The following is a 26340-nucleotide window of genomic DNA, read 5'->3' on the forward strand; positions in this document are numbered from 1 at the left end:
ACTCAGCAGTGAAACGATGCATCGCCGATGGTAGTGTGGGGTTTCCCCATGTGAGAGTAGGTCATCGTCAAGATTCATTTCGCAAAACCCCTATCTGCGTATGCAGGTAGGGGTTTTGTCTTTCTGGCAAAAAAAATCCCAGGCCTGCACAACCCGCCTCTGTGGGAGCGGGTTCACCCGCAAACACCGGCATAGCCGGTGCCATCCACCGCGTCGCCCGCTTCGCGGCTAAAGCCGCTCCCACAGGTATGGCGCGGGTCCAGGGTATGCTGTGGAAGTGGCCTTCACCCCGCCGGCAGCCCTTTTCCTATGCAAGCCAACAGCCCATAGCTATCATGCCTGCCTTATTCCAAGTCGAGACTGGCATGCTGAAGTTGTTGAATCTCCTCAAGGATGGTCGGTTCCATTCCGGAGAAGCTCTGGGGTCGGCCCTCGGGGTAAGTCGCAGCGCCGTTTGGAAGCAGCTGCAGCACCTGGAGAGCGAACTGAACCTCACCATTCACAAGGTTCGTGGTCGCGGCTATCAGTTGGCGGCGCCACTGGCTTTGCTCGATGCACAAGCGATTGCCGGGTTTGCCGAAGGCGAGCAGTGGCCCGTTTTCATCCACGAAACCATCGACTCGACAAATGCCGAAGGCCTGCGGCTCGCCGGGGAAGGGCAGAACGCTCCATTCCTGGTCCTGGCCGAGCGCCAGAGCGCCGGCCGTGGTCGTCGCGGTCGGCAGTGGGTCAGCCCGTTTGCCGAAAACCTCTATTACAGCCTGGTACTCCGTGTGGATGGCGGCATGCGCCAGCTCGAGGGCTTGAGCCTGGTGGTGGGGTTGGCGGTAATGCGTACCCTGCAGGCGTTTGGGGTTAAGGATGTGGGGCTCAAATGGCCCAACGATGTCCTCGTTCGCGGGCAGAAGATCACCGGTATCCTCCTGGAGTTGGTGGGTGACCCGGCAGATGTCTGTCATGTGGTGCTGGGTATCGGCATCAATGTGAACATGCAGGTCAACGATCAGGTCGACCAGGTGTGGACCTCGATGCGCCGCGAAGTAGGGGCGGCAGTCGACCGTAACCGGCTGGTAGCGTTGCTCAGTCAGCAATTGCAGCACGAATTGGCACGGCATCGTCGCTACGGGTTTGCCGCATTCCAGGAAGAATGGGAGCAGGCGCACCTCTGGCAGGGGCGCAATGTTTCTCTGGTTGCCGGTAGCACGCGTATTGATGGCGTGGTTCTTGGCGTCGACGGGCAGGGCGGCTTGCGCCTTGAGGTGGACGGGGTGGAAAAGAGCTTCAGTGGTGGTGAGCTCAGTTTGAGGTTGCGTGATGATTCTTGAGCTCGATTGCGGTAACAGCTTCATCAAGTGGCGGGTAATCCACGTCGCTGATGCAGCTATTGAAAGCGGCGGTATCGTCGACTCCGATCAGGCGCTGGTGGCCGAAGTGGCTGCACTGGCTTCGGTACGTCTGACCGGCTGCCGTATTGTCAGTGTGCGCAGTGAGGAAGAAACCGATGCGCTTTGCGCGGTGGTTGCCCAGGCATTTGCCGTGCAAGCGCGCGTGGCGCACCCGGCTCAGGAAATGGCGGGTGTGCGCAATGGCTATGACGACCACCAGCGCCTGGGCATGGACCGTTGGTTGGCGGCGCTGGGAGCATTTCACCTGGCCAAGGGCGCTTGCCTGGTCATTGACCTGGGCACCGCTGCCAAAGCGGATTTCGTTGCGGCGGACGGTGAGCACCTGGGTGGCTACATCTGCCCGGGTATGCCATTGATGCGTAGCCAGTTGCGTACTCACACCCGGCGTATCCGTTATGACGATGCCTCGGCCGAGCGTGCATTGGCCAGCCTGGCGCCAGGTCGCTCGACGGTCGAGGCGGTCGAGCGCGGTTGCGTGTTGATGCTCCAGGGTTTTGCGCGTACCCAGCTCGAGCAGGCGCGTGCGTTGTGGGGGGACGATTTCACGGTGTTCCTCACAGGTGGCGATGCGCCGCTGGTTAGGGAGGCCGTGCCCCAGGCGCGTGTCGTGCCTGACCTGGTTTTCGTAGGCCTGGCTATGGCCTGCCCATTGGATTGAGGTGCCTATGCGTTGGTTGTTTCTGCTGTTACTGGTGCTCAACGTCTTCTATTACGTGTGGCACCAGCAGGAAGCCCCGCTGAAGGTCAAGGAAGTCGCGCCCCTATCGCTGTACAAGGGGAATCAGCAAGAAATCCGCCTGTTGCGCGAAACGGGGATGTCGGCGCCACCCAAGCGCCGGGATGAGTGCCTGGTGGTCGGTGGCGTGATGGGGCAGGGCCAGCTCGATGCACTGCGTCAGCGCCTGTTGAGCCTGGATATTGCCACGCTGCCGGTGGTGGGGCAGCTGCCAGGGGCGGATGGTCGTTGGCTCAAGGTTGCCCCGGAAAGCGAGCGTTTGCTGGACCAAACCGTGCTCGCGACTCTTTCCAACGATTTCAAAGACTTAAAACACAAAATTATTTTCTGCCAGGGTATTGCAACTGGCGAATAGCTTGATAGAATGGCGCCCGCTTCACAGGGAACACCACTCAGGTGGCAGAACTGGAAGCGGTGTCAAAGCAGCTAAGTTTCAGATTTGATTGAAAAAATTTGAAAAAACGCTTGACACTAGGGCGGCAGACAAATAGAATGCCGGCCACATCTGGAGGGATTCCCGAGCGGTCAAAGGGGACGGACTGTAAATCCGTTGCGAGAGCTTCGAAGGTTCGAATCCTTCTCCCTCCACCAGTTTTAGCGAGAGCCGCAAGCTCCGCGGGTATAGTTTAGTGGTAGAACCTCAGCCTTCCAAGCTGATGATGCGGGTTCGATTCCCGCTACCCGCTCCAAGTTTGCTGGATTTTGCACAAAGTGTTTCGCTCTTGTAGCTCAGTTGGTAGAGCACACCCTTGGTAAGGGTGAGGTCAGCGGTTCAAGTCCGCTCAAGAGCTCCATATAAACAAGGCAGATATGAAAATATCTGCCTTTGTTTTATCAGCGCAAGACTATTTCTTCTGCGGAGGATTGTATCGATGGCTAAGGAAAAGTTTGATCGTTCCCTTCCCCACGTTAACGTCGGCACTATCGGCCACGTTGACCACGGTAAGACCACTCTGACCGCAGCTCTGACTCGCGTCTGCTCCGAAGTTTTCGGTTCGGCAGTCGTTGAGTTCGACAAGATCGACTCGGCTCCGGAAGAAAAAGCGCGCGGTATCACCATCAACACCGCTCACGTCGAGTACAACTCGAACATTCGTCACTACGCTCACGTTGACTGCCCAGGTCACGCTGACTACGTGAAGAACATGATCACCGGTGCTGCCCAGATGGACGGCGCGATCCTGGTTTGCTCGGCCGCCGATGGTCCGATGCCACAAACCCGTGAGCACATCCTGCTGTCCCGTCAGGTAGGCGTTCCTTACATTGTGGTCTTCCTGAACAAGGCTGACCTGGTAGACGACGCCGAGCTGCTGGAACTGGTCGAGATGGAAGTTCGCGACCTGCTGTCCACCTACGACTTCCCAGGCGACGACACCCCGATCATCATCGGTTCGGCTCGTATGGCCCTGGAAGGCAAAGACGACAACGAAATGGGTACTACCGCTGTCAAGAAGCTGGTAGAAACTCTGGATGCCTACATCCCTGAGCCAGTTCGTGCCGTTGACCAGCCGTTCCTGATGCCGATCGAAGACGTATTCTCGATCTCGGGTCGTGGTACCGTTGTTACCGGTCGTATCGAGCGTGGTATCGTCCGCGTTCAGGATCCGCTGGAAATCGTTGGTCTGCGTGACACCACCACCACCACCTGCACCGGTGTTGAGATGTTCCGCAAGCTGCTGGACGAAGGTCGTGCTGGCGAGAACTGCGGCGTTCTGCTGCGTGGTACCAAGCGTGACGACGTTGAGCGTGGCCAGGTTCTGGTCAAGCCAGGTTCGGTCAAGCCGCACACCAAGTTCACCGCAGAAGTCTACGTTCTGTCGAAGGAAGAAGGCGGTCGTCACACTCCGTTCTTCAAAGGCTACCGTCCTCAGTTCTACTTCCGTACCACTGACGTGACCGGTAACTGCGAACTGCCGGAAGGCGTTGAAATGGTAATGCCAGGTGACAACATTCAGATGACTGTTACCCTGATCAAGACCATCGCAATGGAAGACGGTCTGCGCTTCGCTATCCGTGAAGGCGGTCGTACCGTCGGCGCCGGCGTCGTAGCAAAAATTATTGAATAAGTAGTTGATTTACTTGATCAGGCCGGTATAATGGCCGGCCTGATACAGCGTTACAGGTCAGTAGCTCAATTGGCAGAGCGACGGTCTCCAAAACCGTAGGTTGGGGGTTCGATTCCCTCCTGACCTGCCATTTCACCTCGGTGTGATGGCTTTCTTCTCACAGGATCCTCCTCGATGACTCCCAAAACTGAAGCCCAAGAATCGCGTTTTGATCTGTTCAAGTGGCTGGCTGTAGTGGCTTTGGTGGTTGTCGGTGTAGTGGGTAACCAGTATTACTCCGCCTCCCCGATCCTGTATCGCGTCCTCGCACTTCTCGTCCTGGCTGCTGTCGCGGGCTTTGTAGCTCTGCAGACTGCGAAGGGCAAGTCGTTCTTTGCGCTGGCGAAGGAAGCTCGTACCGAGATTCGTAAAGTCGTGTGGCCGACCCGCCAGGAAACCACCCAGACCACGCTGATTGTCGTGGCTGTCGTGCTGGTTATGGCACTGCTGCTGTGGGGTCTTGATTCCCTGCTCGGCTGGGCGGTCTCCTTGATCGTTGGCTAAAGGTGTCCCGTGGCTAAGCGTTGGTATGTTGTGCATGCTTACTCGGGTTACGAGAAGCATGTAATGCGCTCCCTGATCGAGCGCGTCAAGCTGGCTGGCATGGAAGACGGTTTCGGCGAGATCCTGGTCCCGACCGAAGAAGTCGTCGAAATGCGCAACGGCCAAAAGCGCAAGAGTGAGCGTAAATTCTTCCCTGGCTATGTACTGGTCCAGATGGAGATGAACGAAGGGACTTGGCACTTGGTCAAGGACACCCCTCGTGTGATGGGCTTTATTGGTGGCACCGCAGACAAGCCTGCGCCGATCACCGATAAAGAAGCAGAGGCTATCCTGCGTCGCGTTGCCGACGGTAGCGACAAGCCGAAGCCGAAGACGCTGTTCGAGCCGGGTGAAGTGGTTCGAGTCATTGACGGTCCGTTCGCTGACTTCAATGGTAGTGTCGAAGAGGTTAACTACGAAAAGAGTCGCCTGCAGGTAGCGGTGCTCATTTTCGGTCGCTCTACTCCGGTGGAGCTCGAGTTCAGCCAGGTCGAAAAGGTCTAGGCGGACGAAGCATCCCATACCCCGCAGCCCTGTGTGCTGCGGGGTTTTGTCGTCACTGGGATAAAACGCAAGTCATCCGGGGAGCCAGCAGGCGTTCGTACCCGATTTTGGAGTAGCTCATGGCTAAGAAGATTCAGGCTTACATCAAGCTGCAAGTTAAGGCCGGCCAGGCCAACCCAAGCCCACCCGTTGGTCCAGCACTGGGTCAACACGGTGTGAACATCATGGAATTCTGCAAGGCCTTCAACGCCCGTACCCAGGGTCAAGAAGCCGGCCTGCCGACTCCTGTGATCATCACTGTCTACAGCGACCGTAGCTTCACCTTCGAGACCAAGAGCACCCCTGCCTCGGTTCTGCTGAAGAAAGCTGCTGGCCTGACCAGTGGTTCGGCTCGCCCGAACACCGTTAAAGTCGGTACCGTTACCCGTGCTCAGCTGGAAGACATCGCCAAAGCTAAACAGGCTGATCTGACTGCCGCTGACCTGGACGCTGCTGTACGCACCATCGCTGGCTCTGCCCGCAGCATGGGCCTGAACGTGGAGGGTGTGTAATGGCTAAGCTGACCAAACGCCAAAAGGCAATCGCCGAGAAAATCGAAGCAGGCAAGGCCTACAACTTCGAAGAAGCGGCCACTCTGCTGGCTTCGCTGCCGGCTGCCAAGTTCGTAGAATCCTACGACATCGCCGTTAACCTCGGTGTTGACCCGCGTAAATCCGACCAGGTCGTACGCAGCGCTACCGTGCTGCCGCACGGCACTGGCAAGACCGTTCGCGTTGCTGTCTTCACCCAGGGTCCAGCTGCTGAAGCCGCTCTGGCTGCCGGCGCTGACCGCGTAGGTATGGACGATCTGGCTGCCGAAATGAAAGGCGGCGACCTGAACTATGACGTCGTTATCGCATCGCCTGATGCCATGCGCGTTGTAGGTCAGCTGGGTCAGGTTCTGGGCCCTCGCGGTCTGATGCCTAACCCGAAAGTTGGTACCGTGACCCCAGACGTAGCCGGCGCCGTCAAGAACGCCAAGGCTGGTCAGGTTCGCTACCGTACCGACAAGAACGGTATCATCCACACCTCCGTTGGCAAGGTCGGCTTCGAAGCCGGCAAGCTGAAGGAAAACGTTGAAGCCCTGATCGCTGATCTGAAGCGTATCAAGCCAGCTTCCTCGAAAGGTATCTACGTCAAGCGCGTTACCCTGAGCACCACCATGGGCCCAGGTCTGGTCATCGATCAGAGCTCGCTGAACGTGTAAGAACATGGTGGCGCGACCTGTCGCGCCACCAGCAAAAATTGGGGTCCCTGCCTGGCGGGGGCTATCCAAGACCGTAGGCGGCGCAAGCCTTAAAACACCAGCCCACGCAGATGGTGCTCCCGATTCGTTACCGAATCAGACACCAAAACGACATCCGGCTCCGGCCAGATGAAACGGTAAAAACCAGGAGTAAACCCGTGGCAATTAAACTCGAAGACAAGAAGGCCATCGTCGCTGAAGTCAACGAGGCTGCCAAAGTCGCTCTGTCCGCTGTCGTGGCTGATGCCCGTGGTGTGACTGTAGGCGCAATGACCGGACTCCGTAAAGAGGCCCGCGAAGCTGGCGTTTACGTACGTGTCGTACGTAACACCCTGCTGAAGCGCGCTGTTGAAGGCACCGAATTCTCGATCCTCAACGACGCGTTCAAAGGCCCGACCCTGATTGCTTTCTCCAACGAACACCCGGGCGCTGCTGCTCGTCTGTTCAAAGAGTTCGCCAAGGGTCAGGACAAGTTCGAGATCAAGGCAGCTGCGTTTGACGGCAAGTTCCTTGCCGCTAACCAGATCGACGTGCTGGCAACCCTGCCAACTCGCGACGAGGCTATCGCACAGCTGATGAGCGTAATCCAAGGTGCAACCAGCAAGCTGGCTCGTACCCTGGCAGCTCTGCGCGACCAGAAAGAAGCTGCTGCTGCCTAAGGCACGCGCAACTCTTTCAAAATCATACGTTTAATTTGATGGCTGCGTAGGCTGTCACCCCAATACAGGATTGAAGTCATGTCTCTGACTAACGAGCAAATCATCGAAGCAATCGGCCAGAAAACTGTTCTGGAAATTGTTGAACTGATCAAAGCGATGGAAGAAACCTTCGGCGTTACCGCTGCTGCCGCTGTTGCCGCTGGCCCAGCCGCTGGCGCTGCTGCCGCTGTTGAAGAACAGACCGAGTTCAACGTCGTTCTGACCGAAGCTGGCGACAAGAAAGTAAACGTGATCAAGGCCGTTCGTGAACTGACCGGTCTGGGCCTGAAAGAAGCCAAAGAGAAAGTCGACGGCGCTCCTCAGGTTATCGCTGAAGGCGTTTCGAAAGAAGCCGCTGAAGACGCGAAGAAGAAGCTGGAAGAAGCTGGCGCTAAAGTCGAGCTGAAGTAATCTCGACCTTGCGACTCCAGTCCGAGCGTTGAGCGAAGGGCTGATGGCTGGTGGCTTATGCCACCGGCCTTTTTCCGTTATTGGTGGCCGGTCAGGCCGGCCCCGATAACAAGCTGCAAGACACCCATGTGGGTGGCGCAAACCAAGGGGTTTGCACGATTTTCTGGCTGCTCCCGCCGGGAGAAGCCAAACAAGCAGGTGACCAAGCTGGGGAACGCTGATGGCTTACTCATACACTGAGAAAAAACGTATCCGCAAGGACTTTAGCAAGTTGCCGGACGTCATGGATGTGCCTTACCTCCTGGCCATCCAGCTGGATTCGTATCGCGAATTCCTGCAAGCGGGAGCATCCAAGGATCAGTTCCGCGACGTCGGCCTGCACGCGGCCTTCAAATCGGTATTCCCGATCATCAGCTACTCCGGCAATGCTGCCCTGGAGTACGTAGGCTATCGCCTGGGCGAACCCGCCTTCGATGTGAAGGAATGTGTCCTGCGTGGCGTGACCTTCGCGGTCCCACTGCGGGTCAAAGTGCGCCTGATCATCTTCGACAAGGAATCGTCGAACAAAGCGATCAAGGACATCAAAGAGCAAGAAGTCTACATGGGTGAAATTCCCCTGATGACTGAGAACGGTACCTTCGTTATCAACGGTACCGAGCGTGTGATCGTTTCCCAGCTGCACCGTTCGCCTGGTGTGTTCTTCGACCACGACCGTGGCAAGACTCACAGCTCCGGCAAGCTGCTGTACTCCGCTCGCATCATCCCTTACCGCGGCTCCTGGCTGGACTTCGAGTTCGACCCGAAGGACTGCGTGTTCGTACGTATCGACCGTCGCCGCAAACTGCCGGCCTCGGTGCTGCTGCGTGCCCTGGGTTACAGCACTGAAGAAGTGCTGAACACCTTCTACACCACCAACGTGTTCCACATTTCCGGCGAGAAGCTCAGCCTGGAACTGGTACCTCAGCGTCTGCGTGGTGAGGTTGCAGTCATGGATATCCATGACGAAACCGGCAAAGTCATCGTCGAGCAGGGCCGCCGTATTACCGCGCGCCACATCAACCAGCTCGAGAAGGCCGGCGTCAAGCAGCTGGACGTTCCTATGGAATACGTCCTGGGCCGCACTACCGCCAAGGCCATCGTGCATCCGGCTACCGGCGAGATCCTGGCCGAATGCAACACCGAGATGACCACCGAACTGCTGATCAAGGTCGCCAAGGCACAGGTTGTCCGTATCGAGACCCTGTACACCAACGACATTGATTGCGGTCCGTTCATCTCCGATACCCTGAAGATCGACACCACCAGCAACCAGCTGGAAGCCCTGGTCGAGATCTACCGCATGATGCGTCCTGGCGAGCCGCCAACCAAGGATGCTGCCGAGACCCTGTTCAACAACCTGTTCTTCAGCGCCGAGCGTTACGACCTGTCCGCCGTTGGCCGCATGAAGTTCAACCGTCGTATCGGTCGTACCGAGATCGAAGGTTCGGGCGTGCTGAGCAAGGAAGATATCGTCGAGGTTCTGAAGACCCTGGTCGACATCCGTAACGGCAAAGGCATCGTCGACGACATCGACCACCTGGGTAACCGTCGCGTACGTTGCGTCGGCGAGATGGCCGAGAACCAGTTCCGCGTTGGCCTGGTGCGTGTCGAGCGCGCGGTCAAGGAACGCCTGTCGATGGCGGAAAGCGAAGGCCTGATGCCGCAAGACCTGATCAACGCCAAGCCGGTTGCGGCGGCGGTGAAAGAGTTCTTCGGCTCCAGCCAGCTGTCCCAGTTCATGGACCAGAACAACCCGCTCTCCGAGATTACCCACAAGCGCCGCGTCTCCGCACTCGGCCCAGGTGGTCTGACCCGTGAGCGTGCCGGCTTCGAAGTCCGTGACGTACACCCGACCCACTACGGCCGTGTGTGCCCGATCGAGACCCCTGAAGGTCCGAACATCGGTCTGATCAACTCCCTGGCTGCCTATGCCCGCACCAACCAGTACGGCTTCCTGGAAAGCCCGTACCGCGTGGTGAAGGAAGGCGTGGTCAGCGACGACATCGTGTTCCTGTCGGCCATTGAAGAGGCGGATCACGTCATCGCCCAGGCTTCGGCCGCGATGAACGAGAAGAAGCAGCTGATCGATGAGCTGGTAGCTGTTCGTCACCTGAACGAATTCACCGTCAAGGCGCCGGAAGACGTCACCCTGATGGACGTTTCGCCGAAGCAGGTTGTTTCCGTCGCTGCGTCGCTGATTCCGTTCCTCGAGCACGACGACGCCAACCGTGCATTGATGGGTTCGAACATGCAGCGTCAGGCTGTGCCGACCCTGCGCGCCGACAAGCCGCTGGTAGGTACCGGCATGGAGCGCAACGTTGCCCGTGACTCCGGTGTCTGCGTGGTTGCTCGCCGCGGTGGCGTGATCGACTCGGTCGACGCCAGCCGTATCGTTGTTCGCGTTGCTGACGACGAAGTTGAAACCGGCGAAGCAGGTGTGGATATCTACAACCTGACCAAGTACACCCGTTCGAACCAGAACACCTGCATCAACCAGCGTCCGCTGGTGAGCAAAGGTGACAAGGTTCAGCGTGGCGACATCATGGCCGACGGCCCGTCCACTGACATGGGTGAACTGGCACTGGGTCAGAACATGCGCATCGCGTTCATGGCGTGGAACGGCTTCAACTTCGAAGACTCCATCTGCCTGTCCGAGCGTGTGGTCCAGGAAGACCGCTTCACCACCATCCACATCCAGGAACTGACCTGTGTGGCGCGTGACACCAAGCTTGGCCCAGAGGAAATCACTGCGGACATCCCGAACGTGGGTGAAGCCGCACTGAACAAGCTGGACGAAGCCGGTATCGTCTACGTGGGTGCCGAAGTCGGCGCTGGCGACATCCTGGTCGGCAAGGTAACGCCAAAAGGCGAAACCCAGCTGACTCCGGAAGAAAAACTGCTGCGCGCAATCTTCGGTGAGAAGGCCAGCGACGTTAAGGACACCTCCCTGCGCGTGCCAACCGGCACCAAGGGTACCGTCATCGACGTACAGGTCTTCACCCGTGATGGCGTCGAGCGTGACAGCCGCGCCCTGGCCATCGAGAAGATGCAGCTGGACGAGATCCGCAAGGACCTCAACGAAGAGTTCCGCATCGTCGAAGGTGCAACCTTCGAGCGTCTGCGTTCTGCCCTGAACGGCCAGGTGGTCGACGGTGGCGCGGGCCTGAAGAAAGGTACCGTGATCACTGACGAAGTACTGGACGGTCTGGAGCACGGCCAGTGGTTCAAACTGCGCATGGCCGAAGATGCACTGAACGAGCAGCTGGAAAAGGCTCAGCAGTACATCGTCGATCGTCGCCGTCTGCTGGACGACAAGTTCGAAGACAAGAAGCGCAAGCTGCAGCAGGGTGATGACCTGGCACCGGGCGTACTGAAGATCGTCAAGGTTTACCTGGCAATCCGTCGTCGCATCCAGCCGGGTGACAAGATGGCCGGTCGTCACGGTAACAAGGGTGTCGTCTCGGTAATCATGCCGGTCGAAGACATGCCGCACGACGCCAACGGTACTCCGGTCGATGTCGTACTGAACCCGCTGGGTGTACCTTCGCGTATGAACGTCGGTCAGATCCTCGAAACCCACCTGGGCCTGGCGGCCAAGGGGCTGGGCGAGAAGATCGACCGCATGATCGAAGAGCAGCGCAAGGCCGCTGAGCTGCGCGTGTTCCTGACCGAGGTCTACAACGAGATCGGCGGTCGTCAGGAAAACCTGGACGAGTTCACCGACGAAGAGATCCTGGCCCTGGCCCACAACCTGAAGAAGGGCGTGCCAATGGCTACCCCGGTCTTCGACGGTGCCAAGGAGCGCGAGATCAAGGCCATGCTGAAGCTGGCCGACCTGCCAGAGAGCGGCCAGATGGTGCTGTTCGATGGCCGTACCGGCAACAAGTTCGAGCGTCCTGTGACCGTTGGTTACATGTACATGCTCAAGCTGAACCACTTGGTGGACGACAAGATGCACGCGCGTTCCACTGGTTCCTACAGCCTGGTTACCCAGCAGCCGCTGGGTGGTAAGGCGCAGTTCGGTGGTCAGCGTTTCGGGGAGATGGAAGTGTGGGCGCTGGAAGCATACGGCGCGGCATACACCCTGCAAGAAATGCTCACAGTGAAGTCGGACGACGTGAACGGCCGTACCAAGATGTACAAGAACATCGTGGATGGCGATCACCGTATGGAGCCGGGCATGCCCGAGTCCTTCAACGTGTTGATCAAAGAGATCCGTTCGCTCGGTATCGATATCGATCTGGAAACCGAATAACACGTGACGCGAAGGGGAGTGGGGCAGGTAATGCCCGCTCCCTGCTCCGCCAGGAGGAAAGGCCTTGAAAGACCTACTGAATTTGCTGAAAAACCAGGGTCAAGTCGAAGAGTTCGACGCCATCCGCATCGGTCTGGCGTCGCCTGAAATGATCCGTTCGTGGTCGTTCGGTGAAGTTAAGAAGCCGGAAACCATCAACTACCGTACGTTCAAGCCTGAGCGTGACGGCCTGTTCTGCGCCAAGATCTTTGGCCCAGTCAAGGACTACGAGTGCCTGTGCGGCAAGTACAAGCGCCTCAAGCACCGCGGCGTGATCTGCGAGAAGTGCGGCGTTGAAGTTGCCCTGGCAAAAGTTCGTCGTGAGCGCATGGCGCACATCGAACTGGCCTCGCCGGTTGCCCACATCTGGTTCCTGAAGTCGCTGCCGTCCCGTATCGGCCTGCTGATGGACATGACCCTGCGTGACATCGAGCGCGTGCTCTACTTCGAGAGCTACGTCGTTATCGACCCGGGCATGACCACCCTGGAAAAAGGCCAGCTGCTGAACGACGAGCAGTACTTCGAAGCGCTGGAAGAGTTCGGTGATGACTTCGACGCCCGCATGGGTGCCGAGGCTGTCCGCGAGCTGCTGCACGCTATCGACCTGGAGCACGAGATCGGTCGCCTGCGCGAAGAGATTCCGCAGACCAACTCGGAAACCAAGATCAAGAAGCTGTCCAAGCGCCTGAAGCTGATGGAAGCGTTCCAGGGTTCGGGCAACCTGCCTGAGTGGATGGTCCTGACCGTCCTGCCAGTGCTGCCGCCGGACCTGCGTCCGCTGGTACCGCTGGATGGCGGCCGCTTCGCGACCTCCGACCTGAACGACCTGTATCGTCGGGTGATCAACCGTAACAACCGTCTGAAGCGCCTGCTGGATCTGTCGGCGCCGGACATCATCGTGCGCAACGAAAAGCGCATGCTGCAGGAAGCGGTCGACGCCCTGCTGGACAACGGCCGTCGCGGTCGCGCCATCACTGGCTCGAACAAGCGTCCGCTGAAGTCCCTGGCCGACATGATCAAAGGTAAGCAAGGTCGCTTCCGTCAGAACCTGCTCGGTAAGCGTGTGGACTACTCTGGCCGTTCGGTAATTACCGTAGGCCCGACCCTGCGTCTGCACCAGTGCGGTCTGCCGAAGAAGATGGCCCTCGAGCTGTTCAAGCCGTTCATTTTCGGCAAGCTGGAAATGCGTGGTCTGGCGACCACCATCAAGGCTGCCAAGAAGATGGTCGAGCGCGAGCTGCCAGAGGTGTGGGACGTACTCGCCGAGGTGATCCGCGAACACCCCGTGCTGCTCAACCGTGCACCGACCCTGCACCGTCTGGGTATCCAGGCATTTGAACCGGTTCTGATCGAAGGTAAGGCTATCCAGCTGCACCCGCTGGTCTGCGCCGCGTACAACGCCGACTTCGACGGTGACCAGATGGCCGTTCACGTGCCGCTGACCCTGGAAGCACAGCTCGAAGCGCGCGCGCTGATGATGTCGACCAACAACATCCTGTCGCCAGCCAACGGTGAGCCAATCATCGTTCCGTCGCAGGACGTGGTACTGGGTCTGTACTACATGACCCGTGAGGCCATCAACGCCAAGGGCGAAGGTCGCGTGTTCGCCGACCTGCAGGAAGTCGACCGCGTATTCCGCGCCGGCGAGGCTGCCCTGCACGCGAAAATCAAGGTTCGTATCAACGAAACCGTGAAAGAGCGTGACGGTTCCGTGGTCAAGAACACCCGCATCGTCGACACCACCGTCGGCCGTGCGCTGCTGTTCCAGGTTGTACCGGCAGGCCTGCCGTACGACGTGGTCAACCAGCCGATGAAGAAGAAGGCGATCTCCAAGCTGATCAACCAGTGCTACCGCGTGGTTGGTCTGAAAGAGACCGTAATCTTCGCTGACCAGTTGATGTACACCGGTTTCGCGTACTCGACCATTTCCGGCGTTTCGATCGGTGTTAACGACTTCGTTATCCCGGACGAGAAAGCTCGCATCATCGGTACCGCTACCGACGAAGTGAAGGAAATCGAGAGCCAGTACGCCTCCGGCCTGGTAACCCAGGGCGAGAAGTACAACAAGGTCATCGACTTGTGGTCGAAGGCGAACGACGAAGTGTCCAAGGCGATGATGGCCAACCTCTCGAAAGAGAAGGTCATTGACCGCGAAGGCAAGGAAGTCGAGCAAGAGTCCTTCAACTCGATGTACATGATGGCTGACTCCGGTGCGCGGGGTTCCGCAGCCCAGATCCGTCAGCTGGCCGGTATGCGTGGCCTGATGGCCAAGCCGGACGGCTCCATCATCGAGACGCCGATCACGGCGAACTTCCGTGAAGGTCTGAGCGTTCTGCAGTACTTCATTTCGACCCACGGTGCTCGTAAGGGTCTGGCGGATACCGCACTGAAGACTGCGAACTCCGGTTACCTGACTCGTCGTCTGGTAGACGTTGCCCAGGATCTGGTGGTTACCGAGATCGACTGCGGTACCGACCAGGGTCTGCTGATGACTCCGCACATCGAAGGCGGCGACGTTGTAGAGCCGCTGGGTGAGCGTGTACTGGGTCGTGTCATCGCCCGTGACGTGTTCAAGCCAGGCACCGAGGACGTCATCGTTCCGGCCGGTACCCTGGTCGACGAGAAGTGGGTCGAGTTCATCGAGCTGAACAGCATCGACGAAGTGATCGTGCGTTCGCCGATCAACTGCGAAACCCGCTACGGCATTTGCGCCAAGTGCTACGGCCGTGACCTGGCTCGCGGTCACCAGGTGAACATCGGTGAAGCTGTCGGCGTTATCGCCGCCCAGTCGATCGGTGAGCCGGGTACCCAGCTGACCATGCGTACGTTCCACATCGGTGGTGCTGCAAGCCGTACTTCGGCTGCCGACAGCGTCCAGGTGAAGAACGGCGGTATGGTGCGTCTGCACAACCTCAAGCAGGTTGAGCGTGCCGATGGCAACCTGGTTGCCGTATCGCGTTCGGGTGAGTTGGCCATCGCCGACGAATTTGGCCGCGAGCGTGAGCGTTACAAGCTGCCTTACGGTGCGGTGATTTCGGTCAAGGAAGGTGACAAGGTCGAAGCTGGCGCCATCGTCGCCAAGTGGGACCCGCACACCCACCCGATCGTTACCGAGCTGAAAGGTACCGTGACCTTCGTGGGCATGGAAGAAAACATCACCATCAAGCGTCAGACCGATGAGCTGACCGGCTTGACCAACATTGAAGTACTGGACGTCAAGGATCGCCCTGCCGCAGGCAAGGAAATCCGTCCGGCAATCAAGATGGTCGACGCCGCTGGCAAGGACCTGTACCTGCCAGGTACCGACGTACCTGCCCAGTACTTCCTGCCGGCTAACGCCCTCGTCGGCGTGGCTGACGGTGCTCAGATCGGTGTTGGTGACGTTATCGCGCGTATCCCGCAAGAAACGTCTAAGACCCGTGACATCACCGGTGGTCTGCCGCGTGTTGCCGACCTGTTCGAAGCGCGCCGTCCGAAAGAGGCCTCGATTCTGGCTGAAGTCAGCGGCACCATCGCGTTCGGCAAGGAGACCAAAGGCAAGCGTCGTCTGGTCATCACCCCGACCGACGGTAGCGATCCGTACGAAGAGCTGATTCCGAAGTGGCGCCACCTGAACGTCTTCGAAGGCGAACAGGTAAACCGCGGCGAAGTTATCTCCGACGGCCCGAGCGATCCGCACGACATCCTGCGTCTGCTGGGTGTGAGCGCGCTGGCGAAGTACATCGTCAACGAGATCCAGGACGTTTATCGTCTGCAAGGCGTTAAGATCAACGACAAGCACATCGAGACCATCCTGCGTCAGATGCTGCGCAAGGTCGAGATCTCCGAGTCGGGCGATTCCAGCTTCATCAAGGGCGACCAGATGGAACTGACCCAGGTACTGGTAGAGAACGAGCGTCTCGCCGCCGAGGACAAGTTCATCTCCAAGTTCACCCGCGTGCTGCTGGGTATCACCAAGGCGTCGCTGTCGACCGAGTCGTTCATCTCCGCGGCTTCCTTCCAGGAAACCACCCGCGTACTGACCGAAGCGGCGGTAACCGGCAAGCGCGACTACCTGCGCGGCCTGAAAGAGAACGTGGTCGTGGGTCGTCTGATCCCGGCCGGTACTGGTCTGGCCTACCACAGCGAGCGCAAGCGTCGCCGTGATGCCGACAAGCCGCTGCGTGTGAGCGCCAGTGAGGTGGAAGCCGCACTGACCGAAGCGCTGAACTCCAGCGGTAACTAAGTACAGGGCAGGGCCCCGGCAAGCCCCGAGCGATCAGCGGCGACATGAAATGTTGCCGATGATCGGGCGGGGAGGGCCGGGGCCTCGTCTTGACTGGGTGCAAGATCCTCTTTAGACTTTTGTACCCTTAAATTTGGTGAGGCTCCGTCTCGCCAATTTTTGGCTTTCTTGCAAGACAATAGAGTCGCAAGACAATCAGTGGAGCTAGTAGATGGCAACTATCAACCAGCTGGTACGTCAGCCGCGTAAGCGTTCGGTCGAGAAGTCCGACGTTCCTGCGCTGCAGAACTGCCCGCAGCGTCGTGGCGTGTGCACCCGCGTGTACACCACCACGCCGAAAAAACCTAACTCGGCACTGCGTAAAGTATGCCGTGTGCGTCTGACCAACGGTTTCGAGGTTTCCTCGTACATCGGTGGTGAAGGCCACAACCTGCAAGAGCACAGCGTCGTCCTGATCCGTGGCGGCCGTGTAAAAGACTTGCCAGGTGTTCGTTACCACACCGTTCGCGGCTCTCTGGATACTTCGGGCGTTAAAGGCCGTAACCAGGGTCGTTCGAAGTACGGTACCAAGCGTCCGAAGTAATCGGTCGTTTGCAGACATCCATTTTTTTGAGTCGATAAGAGTAAGGTCGGGCGTAGGTCGAATGACCTGGTCCCGGGCTAACCTGAAGACCGTTTGAGGGCTTATCATGCCAAGACGTCGTGTAGCAGCAAAACGTGAGATCCTTGACGATCCGAAGTACGGATCCCAAATCCTCGCCAAGTTCATGAACCACGTGATGGAAAGCGGCAAGAAGGCCGTAGCCGAGCGCATCGTTTACGGTGCCCTGGATACCGTCAAAGCTCGCAAGAACAGCGACCCCCTGGAAATCTTCGAGAAAGCTCTCGACGCCATCGCTCCGCTGGTCGAAGTTAAGTCCCGCCGTGTCGGCGGTGCCACTTACCAGGTTCCGGTTGAAGTTCGTCCATCCCGTCGTAACGCTCTGGCAATGCGCTGGCTCGTAGACTACGCCCGCAAGCGCGGCGAGAAGTCGATGGCTCTGCGCCTGGCCGGCGAGCTGCTGGATGCTGCTGAAGGCAAGGGTGCTGCAGTCAAGAAGCGTGAAGACGTGCACCGTATGGCCGAGGCCAACAAAGCGTTCTCGCACTACCGCTTCTAATTCAAGCATCAATCATTTTGCGAGGGCTTTATGGCTCGTACTACAGCAATTAACCGCTACCGTAACATCGGTATCTGCGCCCACGTTGACGCGGGCAAGACTACCACTACCGAGCGGATCCTGTTCTACACAGGTCTGAGCCACAAGATGGGCGAGGTGCACGACGGCGCCGCGACCACCGACTGGATGGTGCAGGAGCAGGAGCGCGGTATCACCATTACCTCCGCTGCCGTTACCACCTTCTGGAAAGGTTCCCGTGGTCAGTACGACAACTACCGCGTAAACGTCATCGATACCCCCGGCCACGTTGACTTCACCATTGAAGTAGAGCGTTCGCTGCGTGTACTCGACGGCGCGGTCGTTGTGTTCTGCGGTACCTCCGGCGTTGAGCCGCAGTCCGAAACCGTATGGCGTCAGGCCAACAAGTACGGCGTTCCACGTGTTGTATACGTGAACAAGATGGACCGTGCTGGTGCCAACTTCCTGCGCGTTGTCGGTCAGATCAAGAACCGCCTGGGTCACACCCCGGTTCCGGTCCAGCTGGCTATCGGTGCAGAAGACGACTTCCAGGGTCAGGTCGACCTGATCAAGATGAAAGCCATCTACTGGAACGAAGACGACAAGGGCACCACCTACCGCGAGGAAGAAATTCCTGCGGATATGGTCGAGCTGGCTAACGAGTGGCGCAACAACATGGTTGAAGCCGCCGCCGAAGCCAACGAAGAGCTGATGAACAAGTACCTTGAAGAAGGTGAGCTGACCGTCGAGGAAATCAAGGCAGGCCTGCGCGCGCGCACCCTGGCCAGCGAGATCGTTCCGGCTGTCTGCGGTTCGTCGTTCAAGAACAAGGGCGTTCCCCTGGTTCTCGACGCCGTGATCGACTTCCTGCCTGCTCCGACCGAAATCCCGGCGATCAAGGGTATCCACCCTGACCTGATCGACGTGCCGAAGGACGAAGTCAAGCCAGAGCAGTTCGACGAGCGTCACGCTGACGACAACGAGCCGTTCTCGGCTCTGGCGTTCAAGATTGCCACCGACCCGTTCGTTGGTACTCTGACCTTCGTTCGCGTTTACTCGGGCTTCCTGACCTCCGGTGACTCCGTCATCAACTCGGTCAAGGGCAAGAAAGAGCGCGTTGGTCGTATGGTGCAGATGCACGCCAACCAGCGTGAAGAGATCAAAGAAGTACGTGCGGGCGACATCGCCGCTCTGATCGGCATGAAGGACGTCACCACTGGTGACACCCTGTGCAACGCCGACAAGCCGATCATCCTCGAGCGTATGGACTTCCCAGAGCCTGTGATTTCGCTCTCCGTAGAGCCGAAAACCAAGGCTGACCAGGAGAAGATGGGTATCGCACTGGGCAAGCTGGCCCAGGAAGACCCGTCGTTCCGCGTCAAGACCGACGAAGAAACTGGTCAGACCATCATCTCCGGTATGGGTGAGCTGCACCTGGACATCCTCGTTGACCGCATGAAGCGCGAGTTCAACGTCGAAGCCAACATCGGCAAGCCGCAGGTTTCGTACCGCGAGAAGATCACCAAGTCCAACGTCGAGATCGAAGGCAAGTTCGTTCGTCAGTCGGGCGGTCGTGGTCAGTTCGGTCACTGCTGGATCCGTTTCTCGGAGCCGGATCAGGACGACAAGGGCAACATCACCGAAGGTCTGGTGTTTGCCAACGAAGTCGTTGGTGGTGTGATTCCTAAGGAATACATCCCTGCGATCCAGAAGGGTATCGAAGAGCAGATGAAGAACGGCGTTGTTGCCGGCTATCCTCTGATCGGCCTGAAGGCCGCGGTATTCGACGGTTCGTACCACGACGTCGACTCCAACGAAATGGCGTTCAAGATCGCTGCTTCGATGGCAACCAAGCAACTGGCCCAGAAGGGCGGTGGCGTGGTTCTCGAGCCGATCATGAAGGTCGAAGTTGTAACCCCGGAAGACTACCTGGGTGACGTGATGGGTGACCTGAACCGTCGTCGTGGTCTGGTCCAGGGTATGGATGAGTCGGTCTCTGGCCGTGTCGTCCGCGCTGAAGTTCCGCTCGGAGAAATGTTCGGTTACGCAACCGACGTTCGTTCCATGTCTCAGGGTCGCGCAAGCTACTCCATGGAATTCTCCAAATACGCCGAAGCTCCGTCGAACATCGTCGAAGCACTCGTTAAAAAACAAGGCTAATCCCCTTTAGGCAAGAGGTTCACTGTCGTGGCTAAAGAAAAATTTGATCGTTCCCTTCCCCACGTTAACGTCGGCACCATCGGCCACGTTGACCACGGTAAGACCACTCTGACCGCAGCTCTGACTCGCGTCTGCTCCGAAGTTTTCGGTTCGGCAGTCGTTGAGTTCGACAAGATCGACTCGGCTCCGGAAGAAAAAGCGCGCGGTATCACCATCAACACCGCTCACGTCGAGTACAACTCGAACATTCGTCACTACGCTCACGTTGACTGCCCAGGTCACGCTGACTACGTGAAGAACATGATCACCGGTGCTGCCCAGATGGACGGCGCGATCCTGGTTTGCTCGGCCGCCGATGGTCCGATGCCACAAACCCGTGAGCACATCCTGCTGTCCCGTCAGGTAGGCGTTCCTTACATCGTGGTCTTCCTGAACAAGGCTGACCTGGTAGACGACGCCGAGCTGCTGGAACTGGTCGAGATGGAAGTTCGCGACCTGCTGTCCACCTACGACTTCCCAGGCGACGACACCCCGATCATCATCGGTTCGGCTCGTATGGCCCTGGAAGGCAAAGACGACAACGAAATGGGTACTACCGCTGTCAAGAAGCTGGTAGAAACTCTGGATGCCTACATCCCTGAGCCAGTTCGTGCCGTTGACCAGCCGTTCCTGATGCCGATCGAAGACGTATTCTCGATCTCGGGTCGTGGTACCGTTGTTACCGGTCGTATCGAGCGTGGTATCGTCCGCGTTCAGGATCCGCTGGAAATCGTTGGTCTGCGTGACACCACCACCACCACCTGCACCGGTGTTGAGATGTTCCGCAAGCTGCTGGACGAAGGTCGTGCTGGCGAGAACTGCGGCGTTCTGCTGCGTGGTACCAAGCGTGACGACGTTGAGCGTGGCCAGGTTCTGGTCAAGCCAGGTTCGGTCAAGCCGCACACCAAGTTCACCGCAGAAGTCTACGTTCTGTCGAAGGAAGAAGGCGGTCGTCACACTCCGTTCTTCAAAGGCTACCGTCCTCAGTTCTACTTCCGTACCACTGACGTGACCGGTAACTGCGAACTGCCGGAAGGCGTTGAAATGGTAATGCCAGGTGACAACATTCAGATGACTGTCACCCTGATCAAGACCATCGCAATGGAAGACGGTCTGCGCTTCGCTATCCGTGAAGGCGGTCGTACCGTCGGCGCCGGCGTCGTAGCCAAAATCATCGAGTAATCACTCGACCGATTGAAAAAACCCCCGCTCAGCGGGGGTTTTTTTTATTGGGTTGACACTAAATTGGGGCGTCTATAGAATCACGCCTCCTTTTAGCGGGCGTAGTGCGTCCGTTGGGAACAGCCTGGAGTCTGAAATCCAATGCAAAATCAGCAAATCCGTATCAGGTTGAAGGCTTTCGACCATCGCCTGATCGACCAATCCACCCAGGAAATCGTGGAAACCGCGAAACGTACTGGTGCACAAGTGCGTGGTCCAATTCCACTGCCTACCCGCAAAGAGCGTTTCACCGTTCTGGTCTCCCCGCACGTCAACAAAGACGCGCGTGACCAGTACGAGATTCGCACTCATAAGCGTGTTCTGGACATCGTCCAGCCAACGGATAAAACCGTTGACGCGCTGATGAAGCTTGATCTGGCGGCAGGTGTGGAAGTACAGATCAGCCTCGGCTAAGACTTCGGTCTGGTCGTGTAACGCTCTGAAATGGGCGGCCATAGCGGGTGAAAGCCCCGTACACTCATGAGGTTTACAACATGACTATTGGTGTAATCGGTCGCAAGTGCGGTATGACCCGCATTTTCACCGAAGAAGGTGTCTCCATTCCGGTCACGGTCATCGAGATCGAGCCGAATCGTGTCACCCAGTTCAAAACTGAAGAAACCGATGGCTACCGTGCAGTGCAAGTCACTGTCGGCGAGCGTCGTGCTTCGCGTGTGACTGCCGCTCAGGCAGGTCACTTCGCCAAGGCCAACGTTGCCGCTGGTCGCGGTGTCTGGGAGTTCCGTCTTGAAGAAGGCGATTTCCAGGCTGGCGATCTGATCAAAGCTGAACTCTTCACTGCAGGCCAGCTGGTAGACGTTACTGGTCAGTCCAAAGGTAAAGGCTTCGCCGGTACCATCAAGCGCTGGAACTTCCGTGGCCAGGACAACACCCACGGTAACTCCGTGTCGCACCGTGTCCCAGGTTCCATCGGCCAGTGCCAGACTCCTGGTCGTGTGTTCAAGGGCAAGAAAATGTCCGGTCACATGGGCGCCGAGCGCGTGACTGTTCAGTCCCTGGAAGTAGTTCGCGTAGACGCTGAGCGCAACCTGCTGCTGGTCAAGGGTGCCGTTCCAGGCGCTACTGGCGGCGACGTGGTTGTACGTCCAGCTGTCAAGGCTCGCGGTTAAGGGGAAACTGACATGCAACTCAATGTAAATGACGCTCAGGCGATCGAAGTTTCCGAACTGACTTTCGGTGGCGAATTCAACGAGACGCTGGTACACCAAGCAGTCGTGGCCTATATGGCCGGCGGCCGTCAGGGCACCAAGCAGCAGAAGACCCGTTCCGACGTGGCTGGTGGCGGTAAGCGCCCATGGCGTCAGAAGGGTACTGGCCGTGCTCGTGCTGGTACCACTCGTGGTCCGATCTGGCGTGGCGGTGGTGTAACCTTCGCAGCTCGCCCTCAAGATCACTCGCAGAAGCTCAACAAGAAGATGTATCGCGCAGCCCTGCGCTCCATCCTCGCTGAGCTGGTGCGTAGCGACCGTCTGGTCGTGGTTCAGGACTTCGCTGTTGAAGCACCGAAAACCAAAGATCTGCTGAACAAGCTGAACGGCATGGGTCTGAACGACGTACTGATCGTTTCCGACGCTGTTGATCAGAACCTGTACCTGGCTGCTCGCAACCTGCCGCACGTCGACGTACGTGACGTACAAGGTTCCGACCCGGTCAGTCTGATCGCATACGAGAAAGTGTTGATCACTGTCTCGGCCGTGAAGAAATTCGAGGAGCTGCTGGGATGAACCAGGAACGCGTATTCAAAGTCCTCCTTGGCCCGCACGTTTCCGAGAAGGCTACCGTTCTGGCTGAGAAAAAAGGCCAGTTCGTATTCAAGGTTGCTACCGATGCAACCAAGCTGGAAATCAAGAAAGCTGTCGAAGGCCTGTTCAACGTAAAAGTTGAAAACGTGTCGACTGTTAACGTTCTGGGTAAAACCAAGCGTACCGCACGTGGTCTGGGCAAGCGTAATGACTGGAAGAAGGCGATCGTCTCCCTTCAGCCAGGCCAAGATCTCGATTTCAGCAGCAGTGCTGAGTAAGGAAGGGGTGCATCATGGCAATCGTTAAATGCAAACCGACTTCCCCTGGCCGCCGTTTCGTGGTCAAGGTGGTCAACCAGGAGCTGCACAAAGGCGCTCCTCACGCACCGCTGATCGAGAAGAAATCGAAGTCTGGTGGTCGTAACAACAATGGCCGCATCACCACTCGTCACGTTGGTGGTGGTCATAAGCAGCATTACCGTCTGGTCGACTTCCGTCGCAACGACAAAGATGGCATCCCAGCCACTGTCGAGCGTATCGAATACGACCCGAACCGTACTGCTCACATCGCCCTGCTGTGCTACGCAGACGGTGAGCGTCGCTACATCATCGCCCCTAAAGGCGTGAGCGCTGGCGACCAGCTGATCGCAGGTGCCCTGGCCCCAATCAAGGCCGGTAACTCCCTGCAGCTGCGCAACATCCCAGTAGGTAGCACCATTCACGGCATCGAACTGAAGCCGGGTAAAGGTGCTCAGATCGCTCGTTCCGCTGGTGCTTCGGCTCAGCTGATCGCTCGTGAAGGCGTCTACGTGACTCTGCGTCTGCGTTCCGGTGAGATGCGTAAAGTACTGGCTGAGTGCCGTGCGACCCTGGGCGAAGTCTCGAACTCCGAGCACAGCCTGCGTTCGCTGGGTAAAGCTGGTGCCAAACGCTGGCGCGGCGTTCGCCCAACCGTTCGTGGTGTTGCCATGAACCCGGTTGACCACCCACATGGTGGTGGTGAAGGTCGTACCTCCGGTGGTCGTCATCCGGTATCGCCATGGGGCTTCCCAACCAAGGGTGCGAAGACCCGTGGTAATAAGCGTACCGACAACATGATCGTCCGTCGTCGCAAGTAACTAGAGGGATACGACAGTGCCACGTTCTCTGAAAAAAGGTCCTTTTATCGATCTTCACCTGCTGAAGAAGGTCGAAGTGGCGGTGGAGAAGAACGATCGCAAGCCAGTTAAAACCTGGTCGCGCCGTTCGATGATCCTGCCACAAATGGTCGGTCTGACCATCGCGGTACACAACGGTCGTCAACATGTCCCAGTTCTGGTGAACGAAGACATGGTCGGCCACAAACTGGGCGAGTTCGCCGGTACCCGCACCTATCGCGGGCACGTGGCTGACAAGAAAGCCAAGCGTTAAGGGGTAAGGAAATGGAAGTAGCCGCTAAGTTGTCGGGCGCTCGCATCTCCGCCCAGAAAGCCCGCTTGGTCGCCGACCAGATCCGCGGGAAGAAGGTGGGCGAAGCGCTCAACCTGTTGGCCTTCAGCAGCAAAAAAGCCGCTGAAATCATGAAGAAAGTCCTCGAGTCGGCCGTTGCCAACGCCGAACACAACGAAGGCGCAGACGTTGATGACCTGAAGGTCTCCACCGTCTTCGTCAACGAAGGGCGTTCGCTGAAGCGCATCATGCCACGTGCCAAAGGCCGTGCTGATCGCATCGTCAAGCGGTCTTGCCATATCACTGTCAAGGTTGCGGACAAGTAACGGAGTCGATCAGATGGGTCAGAAAGTACATCCCACTGGCATTCGCCTGGGAATCGTCAAGGAGCACACCTCCGTCTGGTACGCAGACGGTGCTACTTACGCAGATTACCTGTTGAAGGATCTGAAAACGCGTGAGTACCTCCAGGACAAACTAAAAAGCGCGTCCGTAAGCCGTATCGATATTCATCGTCCGGCTCAAACTGCACGCATCACCATCCACACCGCTCGTCCCGGTATCGTTATCGGTAAGAAAGGTGAAGATGTCGAGAAGCTGCGTCAGGACCTGACCAAGCAGATGGGTGTGCCTGTGCACATCAACATCGAAGAGATCCGCAAGCCGGAACTCGACGCTATGCTGGTTGCGCAGAGCGTAGCTCAGCAGCTGGAACGCCGCGTAATGTTCCGTCGCGCCATGAAGCGCGCCGTACAGAACGCCATGCGTATTGGTGCCAAGGGCATCAAGATCCAGGTGAGCGGTCGTCTCGGCGGTGCTGAGATTGCTCGTACCGAGTGGTATCGCGAAGGTCGTGTGCCTCTGCACACCCTGCGTGCCGATATCGACTACAACACCTACGAAGCTCACACCACTTACGGTGTGATCGGTGTGAAGGTTTGGATCTTCAAAGGCGAAGTTATTGGTGGTCGCCAAGAAGAACTGAAACCACAAGCACCAGCGCCTCGTAAAAAAGCTGCTAAGTAAGGGGTACGCCAAATGTTGCAACCAAAGCGTACAAAATTCCGCAAGCAGATGACTGGCCACAACCGTGGTCTGGCACTGCGCGGTAGCAAAGTCAGCTTCGGCGAATTCGCCCTGAAAGCTGTTGCTCGCGGTCGCCTCACCGCTCGCCAGATCGAGTCCGCACGTCGTGCGCTGACCCGTCACGTAAAACGTGGCGGTAAGATCTGGATCCGTGTGTTCCCGGACAAGCCGATCTCCAAGAAGCCTCTCGAGGTTCGTATGGGTAAAGGTAAGGGTTCCGTGGAATACTGGGTTGCCCAGATTCAGCCAGGCAAAGTCCTGTATGAAATCGAGGGTGTTTCTGAAGAGCTGGCGCGCGAAGCTTTCGCCCTGGCTGCTGCAAAGCTGCCTCTCGCCACCTCCTTTGTTAAGCGGACGGTGATGTGATGAAAGCGAATGAACTTCGTGAAAAATCGGCACAGCAACTGAATGAGCAACTGCTCGGCTTGCTGCGCGACCAGTTCAATCTGCGTATGCAGAAAGCAACTGGCCAGTTGGGGCAGTCGCACCTGCTCTCGCAAGTTAAGCGTGACATCGCTCGCGTGAAAACTGTGCTCAACCAGCAGGCAGGTAAGTGATCATGGCTGAAGCTGAAAAAACCGTCCGTACGCTGACTGGCCGTGTCGTCAGCGACAAAATGGACAAGACCATCACCGTTCTGATCGAGCGTCGCGTAAAGCACCCGATCTACGGTAAATACGTTAAGCGTTCGACTAAGCTGCACGCGCACGACGAAGCCAACCAGTGCAAGATCGGCGACAAGGTTTCCATCCGTGAAACCCGTCCGCTGGCCAAGACCAAGTCCTGGGCACTGGTTGAAGTCCTCGAACGCGCTGTTGAAGTCTAAGGGCTAGGGGTCGGAGAAATTTTATGATTCAGACTCAATCCATGCTCGATGTGGCCGATAACAGCGGCGCTCGTCGCGTCATGTGCATCAAGGTGCTCGGCGGTTCGCACCGCCGTTACGCCGGCATCGGTGACATCATCAAGGTAACCGTCAAGGAAGCAATTCCGCGCGGTAAGGTCAAGAAAGGCCAAGTGATGACCGCTGTTGTAGTGCGCACCCGTCACGGTGTTCGTCGCGCTGACGGTTCCATCATTCGTTTCGACGGCAACGCTGCTGTTCTGCTGAACAACAAGCAAGAGCCGATCGGCACTCGCATCTTCGGGCCAGTGACCCGTGAACTTCGTACTGAGAAGTTCATGAAGATCGTCTCGCTCGCCCCTGAAGTGCTGTAAGG

General features: G+C 57.9%; 28 protein-coding genes and 4 tRNA genes. All 32 read left to right on the top strand.

Annotated elements, in window-relative coordinates:
• The first annotated feature begins 365 nt into the window (after positions 1–365).
• The 32 genes from birA to rplN all read left to right on the top strand — a co-directional run bounded on the left by birA (position 366) and on the right by rplN (position 26338).
• On the top strand, positions 366–1325 hold the full coding sequence (gene birA, locus CAG00_RS22305) for a bifunctional biotin--[acetyl-CoA-carboxylase] ligase/biotin operon repressor BirA (protein WP_025337485.1): 960 nt from the start codon (positions 366–368) through the stop codon (positions 1323–1325).
• Complete coding sequence (locus CAG00_RS22310; protein WP_085665363.1) at positions 1315–2064, top strand: pantothenate kinase; 750 nt, start codon at positions 1315–1317, stop codon at positions 2062–2064. Before birA ends, CAG00_RS22310 begins: the two co-directional genes overlap by 11 nt.
• A gap of 7 nt (positions 2065–2071) precedes the next feature.
• Complete coding sequence (locus tag CAG00_RS22315) at positions 2072–2497, top strand: hypothetical protein (protein ID WP_085665364.1); 426 nt, start codon at positions 2072–2074, stop codon at positions 2495–2497.
• 152 nt (positions 2498–2649) lie between these two features.
• A tRNA-Tyr gene (locus CAG00_RS22320) sits at positions 2650–2733 on the top strand.
• A 24-nt stretch (positions 2734–2757) separates the two neighbouring features.
• A tRNA-Gly gene (locus CAG00_RS22325) sits at positions 2758–2831 on the top strand.
• Positions 2832–2860: 29 nt separating this feature from the next.
• Positions 2861–2936: transfer RNA gene (locus CAG00_RS22330), tRNA-Thr, on the top strand.
• Between the two features lie 78 nt (positions 2937–3014).
• Entirely contained in the window at positions 3015–4208 is a 1194-nt protein-coding gene (gene tuf, locus CAG00_RS22335; protein ID WP_013970626.1) for an elongation factor Tu, read from the top strand.
• Positions 4209–4262: 54 nt separating this feature from the next.
• Positions 4263–4338 (top strand) — tRNA-Trp (locus CAG00_RS22340).
• Positions 4339–4382: 44 nt separating this feature from the next.
• The gene (gene secE / locus CAG00_RS22345; protein ID WP_003257081.1) at positions 4383–4751 is read left to right on the top strand and encodes a preprotein translocase subunit SecE; all 369 of its coding nucleotides are present in this window, start codon (positions 4383–4385) and stop codon (positions 4749–4751) included.
• A 9-nt stretch (positions 4752–4760) separates the two neighbouring features.
• Complete coding sequence (nusG, locus tag CAG00_RS22350; RefSeq protein ID WP_003255501.1) at positions 4761–5294, top strand: transcription termination/antitermination protein NusG; 534 nt, start codon at positions 4761–4763, stop codon at positions 5292–5294.
• Between the two features lie 119 nt (positions 5295–5413).
• Entirely contained in the window at positions 5414–5845 is a 432-nt protein-coding gene (gene rplK, locus CAG00_RS22355) for a 50S ribosomal protein L11 (RefSeq protein WP_003255500.1), read from the top strand.
• Complete coding sequence (rplA, locus tag CAG00_RS22360) at positions 5845–6540, top strand: 50S ribosomal protein L1 (RefSeq protein ID WP_013970629.1); 696 nt, start codon at positions 5845–5847, stop codon at positions 6538–6540. Before rplK ends, rplA begins: the two co-directional genes overlap by 1 nt.
• Before the next feature lie 197 nt (positions 6541–6737).
• Positions 6738–7238, top strand: a complete 501-nt coding sequence (gene rplJ / locus CAG00_RS22365; RefSeq protein WP_003257082.1) for a 50S ribosomal protein L10 — start codon at positions 6738–6740, stop codon at positions 7236–7238.
• A gap of 78 nt (positions 7239–7316) precedes the next feature.
• A complete protein-coding gene (gene rplL, locus CAG00_RS22370; protein ID WP_013970630.1) occupies positions 7317–7688 on the top strand; it encodes a 50S ribosomal protein L7/L12 in 372 nt (123 codons plus the stop codon).
• A 220-nt stretch (positions 7689–7908) separates the two neighbouring features.
• Positions 7909–11982 (top strand): DNA-directed RNA polymerase subunit beta, encoded by a 4074-nt coding sequence (gene rpoB / locus CAG00_RS22375; protein WP_013970631.1) that lies wholly within the window; start codon positions 7909–7911, stop codon positions 11980–11982.
• A 64-nt stretch (positions 11983–12046) separates the two neighbouring features.
• Positions 12047–16246: a DNA-directed RNA polymerase subunit beta' gene (rpoC, locus tag CAG00_RS22380; protein WP_075044428.1), complete on the top strand. Its 4200-nt coding sequence runs from the start codon at positions 12047–12049 to the stop codon at positions 16244–16246.
• A 211-nt stretch (positions 16247–16457) separates the two neighbouring features.
• On the top strand, positions 16458–16829 hold the full coding sequence (gene rpsL / locus CAG00_RS22385; protein WP_003255492.1) for a 30S ribosomal protein S12: 372 nt from the start codon (positions 16458–16460) through the stop codon (positions 16827–16829).
• A 106-nt stretch (positions 16830–16935) separates the two neighbouring features.
• Positions 16936–17406: a 30S ribosomal protein S7 gene (rpsG, locus tag CAG00_RS22390; protein ID WP_003246741.1), complete on the top strand. Its 471-nt coding sequence runs from the start codon at positions 16936–16938 to the stop codon at positions 17404–17406.
• Between the two features lie 30 nt (positions 17407–17436).
• Entirely contained in the window at positions 17437–19584 is a 2148-nt protein-coding gene (gene fusA / locus CAG00_RS22395) for an elongation factor G (RefSeq protein ID WP_025337489.1), read from the top strand.
• A gap of 27 nt (positions 19585–19611) precedes the next feature.
• Positions 19612–20805, top strand: coding sequence for an elongation factor Tu (gene tuf / locus CAG00_RS22400; RefSeq protein ID WP_013970626.1), 1194 nt, complete (start codon positions 19612–19614; stop codon positions 20803–20805).
• 141 nt (positions 20806–20946) lie between these two features.
• Positions 20947–21258, top strand: a complete 312-nt coding sequence (gene rpsJ / locus CAG00_RS22405) for a 30S ribosomal protein S10 (protein ID WP_003186070.1) — start codon at positions 20947–20949, stop codon at positions 21256–21258.
• 80 nt (positions 21259–21338) lie between these two features.
• Entirely contained in the window at positions 21339–21974 is a 636-nt protein-coding gene (rplC, locus tag CAG00_RS22410) for a 50S ribosomal protein L3 (protein ID WP_003257089.1), read from the top strand.
• A gap of 12 nt (positions 21975–21986) precedes the next feature.
• Positions 21987–22589, top strand: a complete 603-nt coding sequence (gene rplD / locus CAG00_RS22415) for a 50S ribosomal protein L4 (RefSeq protein WP_008089819.1) — start codon at positions 21987–21989, stop codon at positions 22587–22589.
• Positions 22586–22885: a 50S ribosomal protein L23 gene (gene rplW, locus CAG00_RS22420; RefSeq protein ID WP_003255484.1), complete on the top strand. Its 300-nt coding sequence runs from the start codon at positions 22586–22588 to the stop codon at positions 22883–22885. The genes rplD and rplW overlap by 4 nt, the downstream gene beginning before the upstream one ends.
• A gap of 14 nt (positions 22886–22899) precedes the next feature.
• Positions 22900–23724, top strand: a complete 825-nt coding sequence (gene rplB / locus CAG00_RS22425; RefSeq protein WP_015268750.1) for a 50S ribosomal protein L2 — start codon at positions 22900–22902, stop codon at positions 23722–23724.
• A 16-nt stretch (positions 23725–23740) separates the two neighbouring features.
• Positions 23741–24016, top strand: a complete 276-nt coding sequence (gene rpsS / locus CAG00_RS22430) for a 30S ribosomal protein S19 (RefSeq protein WP_003255482.1) — start codon at positions 23741–23743, stop codon at positions 24014–24016.
• Between the two features lie 11 nt (positions 24017–24027).
• A complete protein-coding gene (gene rplV, locus CAG00_RS22435) occupies positions 24028–24360 on the top strand; it encodes a 50S ribosomal protein L22 (RefSeq protein WP_003103908.1) in 333 nt (110 codons plus the stop codon).
• A gap of 13 nt (positions 24361–24373) precedes the next feature.
• Entirely contained in the window at positions 24374–25060 is a 687-nt protein-coding gene (gene rpsC / locus CAG00_RS22440; protein WP_003255481.1) for a 30S ribosomal protein S3, read from the top strand.
• Positions 25061–25072: 12 nt separating this feature from the next.
• Positions 25073–25486 (top strand): 50S ribosomal protein L16, encoded by a 414-nt coding sequence (rplP, locus tag CAG00_RS22445; RefSeq protein WP_003255479.1) that lies wholly within the window; start codon positions 25073–25075, stop codon positions 25484–25486.
• Positions 25486–25677 (top strand): 50S ribosomal protein L29, encoded by a 192-nt coding sequence (gene rpmC / locus CAG00_RS22450; protein WP_002555481.1) that lies wholly within the window; start codon positions 25486–25488, stop codon positions 25675–25677. The genes rplP and rpmC overlap by 1 nt, the downstream gene beginning before the upstream one ends.
• Before the next feature lie 2 nt (positions 25678–25679).
• On the top strand, positions 25680–25946 hold the full coding sequence (rpsQ, locus tag CAG00_RS22455; protein WP_003255478.1) for a 30S ribosomal protein S17: 267 nt from the start codon (positions 25680–25682) through the stop codon (positions 25944–25946).
• 23 nt (positions 25947–25969) lie between these two features.
• Positions 25970–26338 (top strand): 50S ribosomal protein L14, encoded by a 369-nt coding sequence (gene rplN / locus CAG00_RS22460; protein WP_002555479.1) that lies wholly within the window; start codon positions 25970–25972, stop codon positions 26336–26338.
• Positions 26339–26340: the final 2 nt, after the last annotated feature.

The sequence above is a fragment of the Pseudomonas sp. B5(2017) genome (assembly GCF_002112825.1).
In the GTDB taxonomy this organism is placed as follows: Bacteria; Pseudomonadota; Gammaproteobacteria; order Pseudomonadales; family Pseudomonadaceae; genus Aquipseudomonas; species Aquipseudomonas putida_Z.

What these genes read in the sequence shown, in the direction of transcription:
- rplL (WP_013970630.1), top strand. Translation starts at nt 7,317, where the DNA reads ATGTCTCTGACTAACGAGCAAATCATCGAAGCAATCGGCCAGAAAACT.
- rpsL (WP_003255492.1), top strand. Translation starts at nt 16,458, where the DNA reads ATGGCAACTATCAACCAGCTGGTACGTCAGCCGCGTAAGCGTTCGGTC.
- rplC (WP_003257089.1), top strand. Translation starts at nt 21,339, where the DNA reads ATGACTATTGGTGTAATCGGTCGCAAGTGCGGTATGACCCGCATTTTC.
- rpoB (WP_013970631.1), top strand. Translation starts at nt 7,909, where the DNA reads ATGGCTTACTCATACACTGAGAAAAAACGTATCCGCAAGGACTTTAGC.
- rplW (WP_003255484.1), top strand. Translation starts at nt 22,586, where the DNA reads ATGAACCAGGAACGCGTATTCAAAGTCCTCCTTGGCCCGCACGTTTCC.
- rpsC (WP_003255481.1), top strand. Translation starts at nt 24,374, where the DNA reads ATGGGTCAGAAAGTACATCCCACTGGCATTCGCCTGGGAATCGTCAAG.
- rplA (WP_013970629.1), top strand. Translation starts at nt 5,845, where the DNA reads ATGGCTAAGCTGACCAAACGCCAAAAGGCAATCGCCGAGAAAATCGAA.
- secE (WP_003257081.1), top strand. Translation starts at nt 4,383, where the DNA reads ATGACTCCCAAAACTGAAGCCCAAGAATCGCGTTTTGATCTGTTCAAG.
- fusA (WP_025337489.1), top strand. Translation starts at nt 17,437, where the DNA reads ATGGCTCGTACTACAGCAATTAACCGCTACCGTAACATCGGTATCTGC.
- rplP (WP_003255479.1), top strand. Translation starts at nt 25,073, where the DNA reads ATGTTGCAACCAAAGCGTACAAAATTCCGCAAGCAGATGACTGGCCAC.
- rplD (WP_008089819.1), top strand. Translation starts at nt 21,987, where the DNA reads ATGCAACTCAATGTAAATGACGCTCAGGCGATCGAAGTTTCCGAACTG.
- tuf (WP_013970626.1), top strand. Translation starts at nt 3,015, where the DNA reads ATGGCTAAGGAAAAGTTTGATCGTTCCCTTCCCCACGTTAACGTCGGC.
- CAG00_RS22310 (WP_085665363.1), top strand. Translation starts at nt 1,315, where the DNA reads ATGATTCTTGAGCTCGATTGCGGTAACAGCTTCATCAAGTGGCGGGTA.
- birA (WP_025337485.1), top strand. Translation starts at nt 366, where the DNA reads ATGCTGAAGTTGTTGAATCTCCTCAAGGATGGTCGGTTCCATTCCGGA.
- rpsG (WP_003246741.1), top strand. Translation starts at nt 16,936, where the DNA reads ATGCCAAGACGTCGTGTAGCAGCAAAACGTGAGATCCTTGACGATCCG.
- rplV (WP_003103908.1), top strand. Translation starts at nt 24,028, where the DNA reads ATGGAAGTAGCCGCTAAGTTGTCGGGCGCTCGCATCTCCGCCCAGAAA.
- rpmC (WP_002555481.1), top strand. Translation starts at nt 25,486, where the DNA reads ATGAAAGCGAATGAACTTCGTGAAAAATCGGCACAGCAACTGAATGAG.
- rpsJ (WP_003186070.1), top strand. Translation starts at nt 20,947, where the DNA reads ATGCAAAATCAGCAAATCCGTATCAGGTTGAAGGCTTTCGACCATCGC.
- rplN (WP_002555479.1), top strand. Translation starts at nt 25,970, where the DNA reads ATGATTCAGACTCAATCCATGCTCGATGTGGCCGATAACAGCGGCGCT.
- CAG00_RS22315 (WP_085665364.1), top strand. Translation starts at nt 2,072, where the DNA reads ATGCGTTGGTTGTTTCTGCTGTTACTGGTGCTCAACGTCTTCTATTAC.
- rplK (WP_003255500.1), top strand. Translation starts at nt 5,414, where the DNA reads ATGGCTAAGAAGATTCAGGCTTACATCAAGCTGCAAGTTAAGGCCGGC.
- rpsQ (WP_003255478.1), top strand. Translation starts at nt 25,680, where the DNA reads ATGGCTGAAGCTGAAAAAACCGTCCGTACGCTGACTGGCCGTGTCGTC.
- rplB (WP_015268750.1), top strand. Translation starts at nt 22,900, where the DNA reads ATGGCAATCGTTAAATGCAAACCGACTTCCCCTGGCCGCCGTTTCGTG.